Raw genomic sequence first — 13,972 nt, forward strand, 5'->3', positions numbered from 1 at the left:
ACCGTACGGGCGCGCGGGCGTTCAGACCCGCGCGGCGCCGCGGGCGGGCACGTGCGGGACTGCCGCGGCCGGGTCGTACCCGGCGAAGACCAGCCCGATCACCAGGCCCGCCGCCTCCTCCAACTGCCGGGCCCGGCGCAGCGGTCCGACCACCGCCGCGGTCCCGCCCGCGTCGCCCGCGAGGACGGCGACCGTCCGCAGCGCGGCCTCGTCGTCACCCGCGACGGGTACGGTGACCGGTCCGCCCGCCGCCGACCACCGCGCGGCGGGCAGGAGGTGGAACGCCTTGACCACGCGGGCGCCCGGTGCGAGGTCCGCGATGTGCTCGGCGGCGGCGCGGCCGTCGGTCAGCAGGTGCTCGCCGACGCCGTGGTCCACCGCGTTGACCGGGTCGACCAGCACCGTGCCGGCGAGCGCGCCGCGGTCGGCGCCCGCCGCGCGCAGGATGTCGGGCACCCCGGCCCAGGAGACGGCGAGCAGCACCGCGTCCCGCCCGGCGGCCGCCTCCGCGGCGGTGGCGGCCGCGCGGGCCGTCCCGCCGCCGTCCGTACGGCCGTCGCCGCCGCCCATCGCCGCCGCGGCGGCCGCGGCCCGCTCCGCCGAGCGGCCGCCGACCAGCACCTCGTGCCCGGCCCGTACCCACGCCGTGCCCAGGGACGTCGCCAGGGCGCCGGTGCCGAGAATTCCGATCCTCATGGTGTGCTCCCGAAGTGTCGGGCGGCGCTCTGCCGGTCGCAGCCGCCGCGGGAGCGCCACCGTAGGAGAACCGATACGCACCGGACGGTAGGAAACAGGTGCGGGAGGATGGGGGCATGGCAGCGACCACGGGCACGGACGGCGGCGGACCGGGGCGGGGCGCGGGGCAGGCGGACGCCCTGCGCGGGCGGACGCTCGTGGACTGCCGGCTGCGCGCGGCCACCGAGCTGCTCGCGCACACCTGGGACCCGGTGATCCTGGCGGGGCTGAGCGCGGGGCCGCTGCGGCGGGCCGGGCTGCGGGCGCTGGGCGGGGGGATCAGCGACAAGGTGCTCACCGAGTCGCTGCGCCGCCTGCTCGCCAACGGGCTGGTCGAGCGCCGCGCCTACCGCGCCGCGCCGCCCCGGGTCGACTACGGGCTCACGCCGCTGGGCGCCAGCCTGGTGGAGGGCCCACTCCGGGCGATGGGCGACTGGACCCGGGAGCACGGCGAGGAACTGCTCGAGGCCCAGGAGCGGGCCGCCGGGCAGGACCTGACCGGCTGACCGGCGGCCCGCCGGCCCGGCTGACCGCCCGTGCCCAAGGCAGCAGGGCACGGGCGGGGCTCAGGAGCGGCGGGGCTCACTTCTTGGCGGACTCCCGCACCGTCAGGGTGCCCTTGCGGATGGTGGCCAGGCGGGGGGCGCGCTTGGCGATGGTGGAGTCGTGGGTGACGAGGATGAAGGTCAGCCCGCGGTCGCGCCACAGCCCTTCGAGCAGCCCCATGATGTCGTCGCGGGTGCTCTCGTCGAGGTTGCCGGTCGGCTCGTCGGCGAGCAGCACCTTGGGCTCCTTGACCAGGGCCCGGGCTATCGCGACGCGCTGCTGCTGGCCGCCGGACAGTTCGGACGGCAGGTGGGTCAGGCGCTCGCCGAGGCCCACGGACTCCAGGGCGGCCGCGGCGCGGGTGCGGCGCTCGGCGGGCTTGACGCCCATCGGCACCAGCGCGGTCTCCACGTTCTCCTGCGCGGTGAGCGTGGGGATGAGGTTGAAGCTCTGGAAGATGAAGCCGATGTTCTCCGAGCGGACCTTGGTCAGCCGCGCCTCGCTGAGCTTGGCCAGGTCGGTGCCGTCGAGTTCGACGGCCCCGGTGGTGGGGCGGTCGAGTCCGCCGAGCATCTGGAGCAGGGTGGACTTGCCACCGCCGGTGGGGCCTTGGATGACGACCTGGTCGCCGTCGGCGATGGTGAGGTCGATACCGCGCAGGGCGTCGACGGTCGTCTTGCCCCGGCGGTACTGCTTGGTCACGCCGTTGAGCTGGTACATGGCTGGACTCCTGGGAGCGGAAGGGAAGGTGGGCGGCCGGGGTGGACGGCCCTGGCCGGCCGCCGCCCGCCCAGGGGAGGTGCGGGCGGCGGCCGGACCGGCGGCGGCTACTCGACGCGGCGCAGCGCGTCGGCCGGGCGCAGCCGCGAGGCGCGCCAGCCGCCGAAGGCACCGGCGATCAGTCCGCCGCCGATGGCCAGGCCGACGGCCAGCACGATGGTGCCGGCGCTGACCGGCGCGCTCAGCGCGATGTCGAGCGTCTTGGACGCGGCCTGCCGGGCACCGCCGCCGAAGCCGCCGCCCCCGCCGGGGCCGCCCGTGCCGCCGCCGGTGGAGGCGGTGGAGCCGAGCTGGGCGCTGAGCGTGGGGCTGATCTCGGTGACGGCGAACGCGCCGGCCAGGCCCAGCGCGATCCCGAGCACACCGCCGATCAGGCCGTTGACCAGGGCCTCGCCCATGACCTGGCGGGTGACGCGGCCGCTCTTCCAGCCGAGCGCCTTGAGCGTGCCGAACTCGCGCACCCGGCGGCTGACCGCCGAGGAGGTGAGCAGGCCGGCGACGAGGAACGCGGCGATCAGCACCGCGATGGACAGCCACTTGCCGACGTTGGAGGCGAGCGAGGAGGCCGTGGACAGCGAACCGGAGACCGTGGAGGCCAGGTCGGCGGAGGTGGTGACGGTGGTGCCGGAGATGTTCTTCTGGATCTCGGACTTCACCGTGGAGATCTGCTTGGAGTCCGACGCCTTGACGTAGATCGTGGTGATCTTGTTCGCCGAGGAGGCGAGGGTCTGCGCCTGCTTCAGCGGCAGGTAGAGGTTGGCCGCGGAGTCACCGCTGTCGGCGGTGGCGATGCCGATCACCTTGTACTTGGTGCTCTTGACGGTGACGGTGGAGCCGACCTTGAGCTTGTTCTGCTTGGCGTAGGCGGAGTCGGCGACCATCACCTTGGCGTTGCTGTCGGCGGAGGTGAAGGTGGTGCCGGAGGTGATCTTGGAGGAGGAGAGCGGGCCGAGCGCCAGGTTCGACACGTCCACGCCGTACATCGTGTAGCTGTTGGCGTCGAACTGCGCGCCGCCGCCCCTGACCTGGCCCTGCGGGGTGCTGCTGCCGGAGCCGCCGGGGAAGCCGCCGCCCCCGCCGGAGCTGCTGGAGCCGCTGGTCTTGTTCTGCTGGAACTGGCCGGGCGTGAAGGTGCCGTCGATCTTCAGCACCTGGAGGTTGAGGCCGCCGACCGCGCTGGCGACGTTCTTCTGCTTGCCGACGCTGGTGACGACCGAGGAGGCCAGGGTCTGGAAGCCCTGCACGGTGACCCGGTCGCTGCTCTGGGACGAGCCGTCGCTCTTGGCGTCGAAGTCGAACTTCGGGCGGGTGGTGGAGCCCGAGCCGGAGGCGGGCGCGGCCTTGGTCACCGTCATGTCGGTGCCCAGGCCGTAGAGCGACTTGAGGACCTTGCCCTGGGCCTGGTCCATGCCGGACGAGACCGAGTCGACCGTGATGACGAGGCCGATGCCGAGCGCGAGGCCCAGCGCGACCACGAGCGCCGCCTTGCGCCGGCGACGCAGCTCGCGCCGGAGATACGTGAAGAACATCCGATTCCTCGTGTTGGCAGGGATACGCAGGGGAACCGCACCAGGACAGGTGCGAGGAGCAGGGGGTGGACGCGAGGAGGGCGAAGCGTCCACCCCCTGCTCCCACTGCGGCGCAACGGTAGGAATCGGTGGTGAGGGCGCCGTGAGGCGAATGTGAGGGGGAGTTGAGAAATGCCACGCGGGGATGAGAGCTCGCTGAGCGAAGGATTATTTCTTCCTTGGACAGGCCGCGCACGGCCTGTTCACAGCCGGTCCCCAGGTTCGTGCGGGAGTCTGTTCCGTCGCCCGGCCCGGCGTGCGCGCGACCTGCGCGGCCGGCGCACGCCGCACGGCTCAGCGCACGCCGAGCAGGTGGTCCATGGCGAGCTGGTCCAGCGCCTCGAAGGCCATCCCGCGCTCGCCCACGGCGTCCGCGTCGAAGTCCTCGTAGGCGCTGCGGTCGGCGAGCAGGTCGGCCAGCGTCTCACCGGAACCCAGCGTGCTCTGCCCCAGCTCGTCCAGACCGGAGGTCCGCAGCGCCTCCTGCACGACCGGGTCGGCGCGGAAGGCGGCGGCCCGCTCCTTGAGGATCAGGTAGTTGCGCATGCCGCCGGCCGCGGACGCCCACACCCCGCTCATGTCCTCGGTGCGCGGCGGCTTGAAGTCGAAGTGCCGCGGGCCCTGGTAGCCGCCCCGCTCCAGCAGGTCCACCAGCCAGAACGCCGAGCGCAGGTCGCCGGCGCCGAACCGCAGGTCCTGGTCGTACTTGATGCCGGTCTGGCCGTTGAGGTCGAGGTGGAAGAGCTTGCCGTGCCACAGGGCCTGGGCGATGCCGTGCGGGAAGTTCAGCCCGGCCATCTGCTCGTGGCCGACCTCGGGGTTGACGCCCACGATGTCGGGGCGCTCCAGCGAGTTGATGAACGCCAGCGCGTGGCCGACGGTGGGCAGCAGGATGTCGCCGCGCGGCTCGTTCGGCTTGGGCTCCACCGCGAAGCGCAGGTCGTAGCCCTGCTCGGTGACGTACTGGCCGAGGATGTCGAAGGCTTCCTTCATCCGGTCCAGGGCGACGCGTACGTCCTTGGCGCCGCCGGACTCCGCGCCCTCGCGGCCGCCCCAGGCGACGTAGGTCTCGGCGCCCAGCTCCACCGCCAGGTCGATGTTGCGGATCACCTTGCGCAGTGCGAAGCGGCGCACCTCGCGGAGGTTGGAGGTGAAGCCGCCGTCCTTGAACACCGGGTGGGTGAAGAGGTTGGTGGTGGCCATCGGCACCTTCATGCCGGTCTCGGCCAGCGCCTGCCGGAAGCGCTTGACGTGCTGCTCGCGCTCGGCGTCGGAAGAGCCGAAGGGGATCAGGTCGTCGTCGTGGAACGTCACGCCGTACGCGCCCAGCTCGGCGAGGCGGTGCACCGACTCGACCGGGTCGAGCGGCGCGCGGGTGGCGTCGCCGAACGGGTCGCGTCCTTGCCAGCCCACCGTCCACAGTCCGAAGGTGAACTTGTCGGCGGGGGTGGGAGTGAGGTTCGTCTCGGATGTCATGGCGGTCGGCTCCTATTCGTCAGACTGTTGAACAAATTAGTATGCGAGCCCGGTGTTGGGAAGTGGGACCGTGCGAAAGGACCCGGATCACATGGCGGGACAAGGGCAGGTCGTGCTCGGTGTGGACAGCTCGACGCAGTCCACGAAGGTGCTGGCGGTGGACGTGGACAACGGCGAGGTGCTGGCCCGCGGCCAGGCCGCGCACACCGTCAGCGCCGGCGCCGGGCGCGAGACCGACCCCGAGGTGTGGTGGCGCGCCCTTCAGGATGCGCTGGGCCAGCTCGGCGGGTACGCCGGGCGCGCCGACGCGATAGCGGTCGGCGGGCAGCAGCACGGCCTGGTCGTGCTCGACGAGCGGGGCCGCCCGGTGCGGGACGCGCTGCTGTGGAACGACGTGCGGTCCGCTCCGCAGGCCGAGGAGCTGGTGGCGCGGCACGGCGCGGACTGGTGGGCCGAGCGGATCGGCTCGGTGCCCGCGGCGAGCTTCACCGTCGCCAAGTGGGAGTGGCTGCGCACCCACGAGCCCGAGGCGGCCGCGGCCGCCGCCGCGGTCCGGCTGCCGCACGACTTCCTCACCGAACGGCTGAGCGGCGCCGCCGTCACCGACCGCGGCGACGCCTCCGGCACCGGCTGGTGGGCGGCGAGCACCGGGGCGTACGACGAGGCGCTGCTCGCCGAGGTCGGGCTCGACCCGAAGCTGCTGCCCGCGGTGCTCGGGCCCGGTGAAGCGGCCGGCACCGTACGGGAGGGCGCCGGGGTGCGGCCCGGCGCGCTCGTCGGCGCGGGCACCGGCGACAACGCGGCCGCCGCGCTCGGGCTCGGGGTCGCCCCCGGGCAGCCGGTGCTCAGCCTCGGCACCTCCGGGACCGTCTACGCCGTCGCCCGCCAGCGTCCCGCCGACCCGTCCGGGACCGTCGCCGGGTTCGCCGCGGCCGACGGCGGCTGGCTGCCGCTGGCGTGCACGCTGAACTGCACGCTCGCGGTGGACAAGGTGGCGGAGCTGCTCGGGCGCGGCCGGGAGGAGGTCGAGCCGGGCGGCTCGGTCGCCTTCCTCCCCTTCCTCGACGGCGAGCGCACCCCCAACCTCCCCTACGCCTCGGGGCTGCTCACCGGAGTACGTCACGACACCACCGCCGGGCAGATCCTCCAGGGCGCGTACGACGGGGCCGTCTACGCCCTTCTCGCCGCGCTCGACCTCGTCCTCGCCGTCGACGGCGCCGGGCACGCCCCGGACGAGCCGATCCTGCTCATCGGCGGCGGCGCGCGCGGCGCCGCCTGGCGCGACACCGTACGACGGCTGTCCGGCCGCGCCGTCCAAGTACCCGCCGCCTCCGAACTCGTCGCCCTGGGCGCCGCCGTCCAGGCCGCCACCCTCCTCACCGGCGAACAGCCCGCCGCCGTCGCCGCCCGCTGGCGCACCGACCACGGCGACCTCCTCCCCCCGCTCCCCCGCGACCACGCCACCCTCGCCCGCCTCGCCGCCGCCCTCCCCCTCGCCGGCTGACCCCTCCCCCCCCGCGCCCCGCCCCACCGGGGCGCGGGCTCCACCCGGGATGCTGCCGCATCGGGCAGACGCGCCCGCAGGGGCGCGGGGAACTGCGCGACCAGCCCACCACCCGGGACAGCCGGGGACGCGGGCGCAGCTCCGCGGCGGGCGGCCGGGACCAGAAGCGTGCCGTCGGGCAGAAGCGGGCGGGTGGGCGGGGAGAACACCCGGAAAGCCCCCGCACATAGGGTGGACGCAGCCCCGAAAACGGAAGGAGCCCCCTGATCAAAATCAAACGCACCGGCGCCCAATCGGAACTACGCCACCGCAACCTCTCCCTGGTCATGCGAGCCCTGGCAACGGAAGAAGACCTCACCCGCGCCACGGTCGCGACGACAGTCGGCCTCACCCGCGCCACCGTCTCCACCCTCGTCGACGAACTCCTCGCCGCCGGCCTCCTGGAAGAACGCGGCGCCCGCCGCCCCGGCACCGTGGGCCGCCCGGGCACCGCCCTCGCGCTGCCCGCCACCGGCCCCGCAGGGCTCGGCGCGGAAATCGGCGTCGACCACCTCGCCGCATGCGTCGTGGACCTGCGCGGCGAGGTCCGCTGCCGCACCGAGCTGCCCGCCGCGAACCGCGGCCGCCCGGCCCCCGCCGTCCTCGCCGAACTCGCCGGCCTGACCGCCCAGGTCACGGAGGAAGCCGCCGCCCTGGACCTGCACCCGGTCGGCGCCACCGTCGCCGTCCCGGGCCTGGTCGGCCGCGACCGCGGCACCGTCCTGCGCGCCCCGAACCTCGGCTGGGAGAACGTCCCCGTCACCGCCCTGGGCCCCCACCCCACCGTCGTGGAGAACGAGGCGAACCTCGGCGCCCTCGCCGAACTCTGGCTCGGCGGCCACCACCGCCTCGCCGACTTCGTCCACGTCTCCGCCGAGATCGGCATCGGCGCCGCCCTGATCGTGGAGGGCCGCCTCTTCCGCGGCGCCCGCGGCTTCGCCGGCGAGCTCGGCCACGTACCGGTCCGCCCCGACGGCCCCCTGTGCTCCTGCGGCGCCCACGGCTGCCTGGAGACCTTCGCGGGCGAGACCGCCCTGCTGCGCGCGGCCGGCGCCGCCACCCCCGCCGACCTGCGCGCGGCCGCGGCCGCGGGCGACAGCGCCGCCCTGGACGCGCTGGATCGGGCCGGCGAGGCCCTGGGCACCGCGCTGAGCGGCGCCGTCAACCTGCTCGACCCGCAGGCCGTGGTGGTCGGCGGCCCGCTCGCGGACCTCGCGCCCTGGCTGCTGCCCGGCGCCCGCCGCGAACTGGCCGCCCGCGTCACCGACCGCCGGTGGCGCCCGCAGGACGTGATCACCTCGCGGCTGGGCCGCGACGGGGTGCTGCGGGGCGCCGCGTACAGCGCGGTCCGGGCCGTCCTGGACGACCCGGCCGCCTGGATTCACACCGCCGCGGCCCCCGCCGCGACGGCGCCCTGACTACAGCGCCCTGACTACAGCGCCGAACCGGCCACCCACTGGCTCCACGACAGGTTCCAGCCGTTGAGCCCGTTGGACGCCTGGATCGTCTTGTCCTGCGAGTTCTTCACCACGACCACGTCGCCGATCAGCGAGTTGTCGTAGAACCACGCCGCGTCCGTCGTGTCGTCCTTGCCGCCCTTGACGTCGCTCAGGCCGATGCAGCCGTGGCTGGTGTTGGCGGTGCCGAAGACGGACTTCGCGGTCCAGTAGTTGCCGTGGATGAAGGTCCCGGAGTCGCTCAGCCGCATGGCGTGCGGCACGTCCGGGATGTCGTACTCGCCCTTGCCGTCGCTGTCGGTGAAGCCGACGGTCGCCCCGTTCATCCGGGTCGTCTGGTCCTTCTCCTCGATGACCATCTGGCCGTTGTACGTGCTGTGGTCGTCACTGCCCGCGGAGATCGGCAGCGTCTTGATCACCTTGCCGTCGCGGACCACGGTCATCGTGTGCGTGGACGCGTCGACCGTGGAGACCTGCGAGCGGCCCACGTCGAAGCTGACGGTCTTGTTCTGCACGCCGTACACGCCCGCGGAGCCCTCGACGCCGGCCAGCTTGAGCTTGAGCGTGACGTGCGAGCCCGCCGCCCAGTAGGTCTGCGGCCGCAGGTCGAGCCGGGTGGAACTGAACCAGTGGCCCACCACCGCCTGCCCGCTGCTGGAGCTCACGCTGATCCCGCGCTGCACCGCGGCCCGGTCGGCGGAGGAGATCGCCTTGCTGAAGTTGATCGAGACCGGCATGCCCACGCCCACGGTGGAGCCGTCCTCCGGGGTGAAGTACCCGACGAAGGTGCCGGTGCTCGACTTGGTGCCGAACGTCGACTGCGCGCTGGTGGTACGCCCCTGCGTGTCGGTGGCGGTGGCGGATATGTGGAACTGGATGCCGTGGGCGAGCGTGCCGTTCGGCGTCCAGGTGGTGCCGTCGGACGACAGCGTGCCGGAGACGGTGTGGCCGGACGCGACGCCGGTCATCGTCACCTTCGTCAGCTTGCCGCCGGTGGCCTTCACCTGCACCGCGCCGCTCACCGCCGCACCGGTGGTACCGGTCTTCGGCGTGATGGTGATCTTCGCGGCCGAGGTCTGCTTGGCGGCGGCCGCGTCCGCGGCGGCCTGGGCCGACGCGGAGCTGCTCGGGCTCGCGCCGCCACCGGACGCACCGGACGCACCGGAGGAGGAGGCGCTCGCGGTCGGGGAGATCGTCGCGGCCGCGTTCTGGCTGCTCGCGCTGCTGCTGTGCCCGCCGCACGCGGTCAGGCCCACCGCGCCACCGGCCACCACCGCGAGCGCCGCCAGGGTGCTGCGGCGGAAGACCTTCCGCTTCCGGCGGGCGGCCGCGGCAGGACCGTACGCGGCGGGACCGTCCTGCTCGGAGGTGGGGGTGTTTCCGGTGTCGGGCGGCGTCACGCGTCTCTCCCAAAAGTCGGGGTCGCCCGCAGGCCGAAGCGATCGGAGCGGGGCTTCTTCCACCACCCATGGAAACAGCCGAGCCGCCGCGTATGTCCTTTCCGCTGGAAATTGTGGGCTTTGACACGCCATCCGCCGTGATGCCCGTCACGCGGCTTTCCGTAGCGCTCCGGCCACGCACCGCGCACCGCCCCGCGGCCCCCCGCCGCTTCCCACCGGCCGCCGCCAGTCACTACGATCGGCGCCTACGGTCAACTCGCCGCATCCGCTGGGGGATCAGATGGCCATGCCCCGCCCGTACGTCGCCGCGGCCGCTGCCGCCGTACTGGCGGCGCTTTACTTCGTCCCCTCCGCGCACGGCGCCACCGCCGCGGACACCGCACCGGTCGCGGCCACCGCACCCGCACCCGCCGCCGCCTCCGCCTCCGAGACGCAGGCCGCGCCGTTGTCGGGCCGGCTCGCCGAGACCGGCATGATCGACACCAAGCCCTACCTGATAGGCGGCGGCGTCTTCCTGCTGGCCGGCGCCGGCCTCGTCGTCAACGCCACCCGCCGCTCCCGCCAGGCGCTGGAAGCCGCCGACGCCGAGGACCCGGCCCCCGAGCCGTAGCCTCCTCCCGCGGAAAGGCCGGATCAGGGGCGCCCGGACGCGGGCCGGCGGATCAGGCCAGCGGCCCCGTCACGCTCTCCGCGGCCCGCACCAGCGAACCGTCGCGGACGAAGGCGCACGCGGCCTCCAGGTCGGGCGCGAGGAACCGGTCCCGCCCGGGGCCGGGCACCCCGGCCGCGCGCAGCGCCGCGAGCACCGCGGCGGTCGCGGGCGCGGGCCGCGCCCGCGTACCGGTGGTCCGGATCTCCAGCGCCCGCGTGGCGGCGAACATCTCGACCGCTACCACCCGCGCCAGCGCGTCCACCGCGGTCCGCAGCTTCCGCGCCGCCGACCAGCCCATCGACACGTGGTCCTCCTGCATCGCCGAGGACGGGATCGAGTCGACCGACGCGGGCACCGCGAGCCGCTTCATCTCGCTGACCAGCGCCGCCTGCGTGTACTGGGCGATCATCAGCCCGGAGTCCACCCCCGGGTCGTCCGCGAGGAAGGGCGGCAGCCCGTGCGACCGGTTCCGGTCGAGCAGCCGGTCCGTACGGCGCTCCGCGATCGAGGCGAGGTCGGCCGCCGCGATCGCCAGGAAGTCCAGCACGTAGCCGACCGGAGCACCGTGGAAGTTGCCGTTCGACTCGACCGTGCCCGCCTCGGTCACCACCGGGTTGTCGATCGCCGCGGCGAGCTCGCGCTCGGCGACCAGCCGGGCGTGCGCCAGGGTGTCCCGTCCGGCCCCGGCGACCTGCGGCGCGCACCGCACGGAGTACGCGTCCTGCACCCGCGGCGCGTCGTCCTGGTGGTGCCCGGTCAGGCCGGAGCCGGCGAGCACCCTGAGCATGTTGTCCGCGCTGGCCGCCTGCCCGGGGTGCGGGCGGATCGCGTGCAGTTCGGGCGCGAGCACCCGGTCGGTGCCGAGCAGCGCCTCCAGCGTCAGCGCGGCGGTGACGTCGGCCGCGGTGAACAGCCCGGCCAGGTCCGCGCAGGCCATCACCAGCATGCCGAGCATGCCGTCGGTGCCGTTGATGAGGGCGAGGCCCTCCTTCTCCCGCAGTTCGACCGGCTCGATGCCGTGCTCGGCGAGCAGTTCGGCCGCCGGGCGCACCACGCCGTCCGGCCCCTCCGCCTCGCCCTCCCCCATCAGCACCTGCGCGCAGTGCGCGAGCGGCGCGAGGTCCCCGGAGCAGCCGAGCGAGCCGTACTCGTGGACGACCGGGGTGATCCCCGCGTTCAGCACCGCCGCCATCGTCTCCACGACCACCGGCCGCACCCCGGTACGGCCCGACGCCAGCGTCTTCAGCCGCAGGAACATCAGCGCCCGCACCACCTCGCGCTCCACCCGCGGCCCCATCCCCGCGGCGTGCGAGCGTACGAGGCTGCGCTGCAACTGCGCCCGCAGCTCCGGGCTGATGTGCCGCACCGCCAGCGCGCCGAACCCCGTCGACACCCCGTAGACCGGTTCCGGCTTCGCCGCCAGCGCCTCGACCGCCTCCCGAGCGCGCGCCACCCCCTGAAGCGCCTCCGCCCCGACCTCCACCCGGGCGTCCCCCCGCGCCACGGCCACCACGTCCTCGGCCGCGACCCCGTACGCCCCCACCACCACGTTCTGCATATTCATATTCACAAACCCTAAGCACTGAATCCCCCGCTGTCACCCGCCCCCACGCCCGCCTCCGAGCCCCACGCCTCAGAACCCCGCGGGCATGCCCGGGTCAGGGGTGATGGCCGCGGAGCGTGCGGCGGTCGGCGTCGGGATGCGGCGGCGGGGTGTCGGCGAGCCGCACCACCGGGTCCTGCGGGCCCTCGCGGCCGGCCACCACCGGGTGGTCCGCGCGCAGCGCCTTCGCCCGGTACTGCGCCGCGTCCGCCAGCCGGAAGAGCCGCCGCGCGGACCGTACCGGCCCGATCGGGTCCTCGGTGGAGGCCACCCCGCACGCCACCCCGTCGCCGACCTCCAGTTCGGCCGCACGGCGGCACAACTCGTCGGCGGCGCGCACCACTTCGTCCGCGCTCTGCCCCACCGCCACGATGCAGAACTCGTCCCCGCCCAGCCGCGCCGCCAGGCTCCCGGGCAGCATCGCCCCGCACAGCGACAGCAGCGAGCCGAACCGTTCCAGCAGCCGGTCCCCGACCGCGTGGCCGAGCCGGTCGTTGACCCGCTTCAGCCCGTTGAGGTCGCACACCATCAGGCTGACCACCACGCCCTGCCGCCGGTGCAGCTCCAGCGCCTCGTCCAGCCGCACGTCCACCGCCCTGCGGTTGCCCAGCCCCGTCAACGGGTCGGTGAACGCCAGGAGCCGGACCTCCGCCAGCCGCTCGGTCTGCGCGATGCCCGACGCGAGCAGCGTGGCCAGCACCGTGGCGAAATCCGCGTCCTTGCGGTCGAAGCCCGCCTCGCCCACCCGCCGCGCGACGTACAACTCGCCCCAGGCCCGCCCGTGCAGCACGATCGGCGCGACCACGCAGCTGCCGCGGCCGCGCCGGCGCAGCGCCGCGGCCCGGCCCCAGCTCCCGCCGCCGGGCGAGGTGCCGGACGCGTCCTCGGTCTCCACCCAGGCGTGCGGCTCGCCGCCGGCCGCCCAAGTGCCGTGCAGGAACTCGGCGATCTCCGGGAAGTCGTGCACCGAGTACGACTCGTCGGCCGGCTCCGGCTCCTCACCGGGGGCCAGGTCGCCGTCGTTGACCAGCACCCGCAGCCGGCCGGACTCCCGCTCCCAGGACGAGACCGCGGCGAAGGCGCCCTGCATCGCCAGCCGGGCGCCCCGCGCCCCTGCCCGCACCGTGGCGAGCGGGGTCTGCGCCGTGGCCAGCGCCTGCGCCAACTCGACGACCGCCCGCAGCCGCACATCGGCCGTACCTTCCGCCATCACCCCAGGCTAGGCACCTTTGCCCGGGCTCGACGGGCGACCCGGCCCCGCACTGGGCCGAACGGACCTGCCACTGCTCTCGCCGGGTTCACCACCCCGGCCAGGCCGGCCGCCGCTTCTCGTTGAACGCCGCGACGCCCTCCGCCCGGTCGGCGGAGAAGGCGACGGTGCGCCAGGCCGCGTCCTCGACCTCCATCCCCGCCCGCAGGTCCAGGCCGTGGCCGACCCGCAGGGCCTGCTTGGCGGCGCGCAGCCCCACCGGGGAGTTGGCCGCGATCCGCGCCGCCAGCTCCAGCGCTGCGGTACGGGCCCGGCCGGCCGGTACGACCTGGTCGACCATGCCCAGCGCCAGCGCCTCGGCCGCCGGGACGCGCCGCGCGGTGAAGACCAGTTCCGCCGCCTTGGCCGCCCCGACCCGGCGCGGCAGCAGCTGGGTGCCGCCGCCCCCGGGGATCACCCCCACCGAGACCTCGGGCAGGCCGACCACCGCGGCCTCGTCCGCCACGATCAGGTCGCAGGACAGCGCGAGTTCGTAGCCGCCGCCCAGCGCGAAGCCGCCCACCGCGGCGATCGCGGGCATCGGCAGGTCCAGCACCCCGCCGTAGGCCGCCCTGGCCCGCGGGCGCTGGCGCAGCAGTTCGGCGTCGCTCAGTTCGTTGCGCTCCTTCAGGTCCGCGCCGGCGCAGAAGGCGCGCTCGCTGGAGGAGGTCAGGACGGCGACGCTCACGGCCGGGTCGGCGGCCAGCGCCGCGCACGCCGCCGCGATCGCCTCGGCCATCGCGGTGGAGACCGCGTTCATCGCCTGCGGGCGGTCCAGCACCACTTCGGCGACGTGCTCGCCATGCCGCCGCACCTCGACGACGTCCCCGAACCTGCGCGCGCCGCCGGTGTTCCCCTGCTCGCCCATGCCGCCCGTCCCTCCCGTGCAGTTAACGATCGCGAACCTCGCGCCATCCTCGCACGGCCCGGCCCGGGCGCCCCCGGAGAAGCCCGGTCAGGTGC

At 74.7% G+C, this 13,972-nt stretch carries 12 protein-coding genes; 4 read left to right on the forward strand and 8 right to left on the reverse strand.

The window, feature by feature from the left end:
• Positions 1-21: 21 nt before the first annotated feature.
• Positions 22-696: an NADPH-dependent F420 reductase gene (locus WA788_RS27375; RefSeq protein WP_335981682.1), complete on the reverse strand. Its 675-nt coding sequence runs from the start codon at positions 694-696 to the stop codon at positions 22-24.
• Between the two features lie 116 nt (positions 697-812).
• Here WA788_RS27375 and WA788_RS27380 point away from each other — a divergent pair, with 116 nt between their 5' ends.
• Positions 813-1,241 carry a winged helix-turn-helix transcriptional regulator gene (locus WA788_RS27380; RefSeq protein ID WP_335981684.1) on the forward strand — a complete coding sequence of 143 codons (429 nt, stop codon included), beginning with the start codon at positions 813-815 and terminating at the stop codon, positions 1,239-1,241.
• A 76-nt stretch (positions 1,242-1,317) separates the two neighbouring features.
• Here the strand turns inward: WA788_RS27380 and WA788_RS27385 are convergent, their stop codons facing one another.
• The 3 genes from WA788_RS27385 to xylA all read right to left on the reverse strand — a co-directional run bounded on the left by WA788_RS27385 (position 1,318) and on the right by xylA (position 5,105).
• The gene (locus tag WA788_RS27385) at positions 1,318-2,001 is read right to left on the reverse strand and encodes an ABC transporter ATP-binding protein (RefSeq protein WP_335981686.1); all 684 of its coding nucleotides are present in this window, start codon (positions 1,999-2,001) and stop codon (positions 1,318-1,320) included.
• Between the two features lie 107 nt (positions 2,002-2,108).
• Positions 2,109-3,590, reverse strand: coding sequence for an ABC transporter permease (locus WA788_RS27390; protein WP_335981688.1), 1,482 nt, complete (start codon positions 3,588-3,590; stop codon positions 2,109-2,111).
• Between the two features lie 333 nt (positions 3,591-3,923).
• Entirely contained in the window at positions 3,924-5,105 is a 1,182-nt protein-coding gene (xylA, locus tag WA788_RS27395) for a xylose isomerase (RefSeq protein WP_335981690.1), read from the reverse strand.
• 91 nt (positions 5,106-5,196) lie between these two features.
• On the opposite strand from xylA, the gene xylB reads away from it, so the two are divergent.
• Together xylB and WA788_RS27405 are read left to right on the forward strand one after the other, a co-directional pair.
• Positions 5,197-6,609, forward strand: a complete 1,413-nt coding sequence (xylB, locus tag WA788_RS27400; protein ID WP_335981692.1) for a xylulokinase — start codon at positions 5,197-5,199, stop codon at positions 6,607-6,609.
• A 326-nt stretch (positions 6,610-6,935) separates the two neighbouring features.
• Positions 6,936-8,066 (forward strand): ROK family transcriptional regulator, encoded by a 1,131-nt coding sequence (locus tag WA788_RS27405; RefSeq protein WP_335981694.1) that lies wholly within the window; start codon positions 6,936-6,938, stop codon positions 8,064-8,066.
• 14 nt (positions 8,067-8,080) lie between these two features.
• Here WA788_RS27405 and WA788_RS27410 read toward each other — a convergent pair whose 3' ends face one another.
• Entirely contained in the window at positions 8,081-9,361 is a 1,281-nt protein-coding gene (locus WA788_RS27410) for a L,D-transpeptidase (RefSeq protein WP_443034103.1), read from the reverse strand.
• 424 nt (positions 9,362-9,785) lie between these two features.
• On the opposite strand from WA788_RS27410, the gene WA788_RS27415 reads away from it, so the two are divergent.
• Complete coding sequence (locus tag WA788_RS27415; protein ID WP_335981695.1) at positions 9,786-10,115, forward strand: hypothetical protein; 330 nt, start codon at positions 9,786-9,788, stop codon at positions 10,113-10,115.
• Positions 10,116-10,167: 52 nt separating this feature from the next.
• On the opposite strand, the gene hutH is transcribed toward WA788_RS27415, so the two are convergent.
• The 3 genes from hutH to WA788_RS27430 all read right to left on the reverse strand — a co-directional run bounded on the left by hutH (position 10,168) and on the right by WA788_RS27430 (position 13,877).
• Complete coding sequence (hutH, locus tag WA788_RS27420) at positions 10,168-11,721, reverse strand: histidine ammonia-lyase (protein WP_335981696.1); 1,554 nt, start codon at positions 11,719-11,721, stop codon at positions 10,168-10,170.
• Between the two features lie 94 nt (positions 11,722-11,815).
• Positions 11,816-12,970, reverse strand: a complete 1,155-nt coding sequence (locus tag WA788_RS27425) for a GGDEF domain-containing protein (protein WP_335981699.1) — start codon at positions 12,968-12,970, stop codon at positions 11,816-11,818.
• An 88-nt stretch (positions 12,971-13,058) separates the two neighbouring features.
• Positions 13,059-13,877 (reverse strand): enoyl-CoA hydratase/isomerase family protein, encoded by an 819-nt coding sequence (locus WA788_RS27430; protein ID WP_335981701.1) that lies wholly within the window; start codon positions 13,875-13,877, stop codon positions 13,059-13,061.
• Between the last annotated feature and the right edge of the window lie 95 nt (positions 13,878-13,972).

The organism is Streptomyces sp. CA2R106, from assembly GCF_037034245.1.
GTDB lineage: Bacteria > Actinomycetota > Actinomycetes > Streptomycetales > Streptomycetaceae > Actinacidiphila.